This is a genomic window from Mycobacterium sp. UM_Kg1 (assembly GCF_000972925.1).
Classification (GTDB): domain Bacteria; phylum Actinomycetota; class Actinomycetes; order Mycobacteriales; family Mycobacteriaceae; genus Mycobacterium; species Mycobacterium hiberniae.
In genome coordinates, this window is the sequence record NZ_JRMK01000349.1 from 1 (window position 1) to 470 (window position 470).

At 70.9% G+C, this 470-nt stretch carries 1 pseudogene; it reads right to left on the minus strand.

What is annotated here, in order from left to right:
- A pseudogene (locus tag LI92_RS24085) lies at nt 1–470 on the minus strand (hypothetical protein); the annotation flags it as partial.

The following is a 470-nucleotide window of genomic DNA, read 5'->3' on the forward strand; positions in this document are numbered from 1 at the left end:
GCCGGTGGTTTGGGTGGCCGTGGCGGCAACGGTTTCAACGGCGCAAACGGGGATGAGCCCGGCGCGGATGGCACGCGTGGTGGCAATGGTGGTGCCGGTGGTGCTGGTGGTGTCGGCGGGTCTGGTGCGGTGGCCGGTGCGCATGGCGCCGGTGGTGTGGGCGGTAACGGTGGCAACGGTGGGCAGGGTGCGCACGGTGCCAATGGCGCCAATGGCACTGCGCAGCAGATTGCGGGCCAGGCGGGCCAGGACGGTGGCGCCGGTGGCAATGCCGGTAAGGGTGGTGCCGGTGGTGCCAGCGGTAACGGCACCTTTGCGGGTGCGGGCAGTGATGGTGTGGCCGGCGCGGGTGGCAATGGTGGTGTCGGTGGCACCGGGTTCGACGGTGTCAACGGCACTGCGGGTGCGGTGGACGGCACCGCCGGTGGTGCCGGTGGTGCCGGTGGTAACGGTGGTAAGGGCGGTCTGAA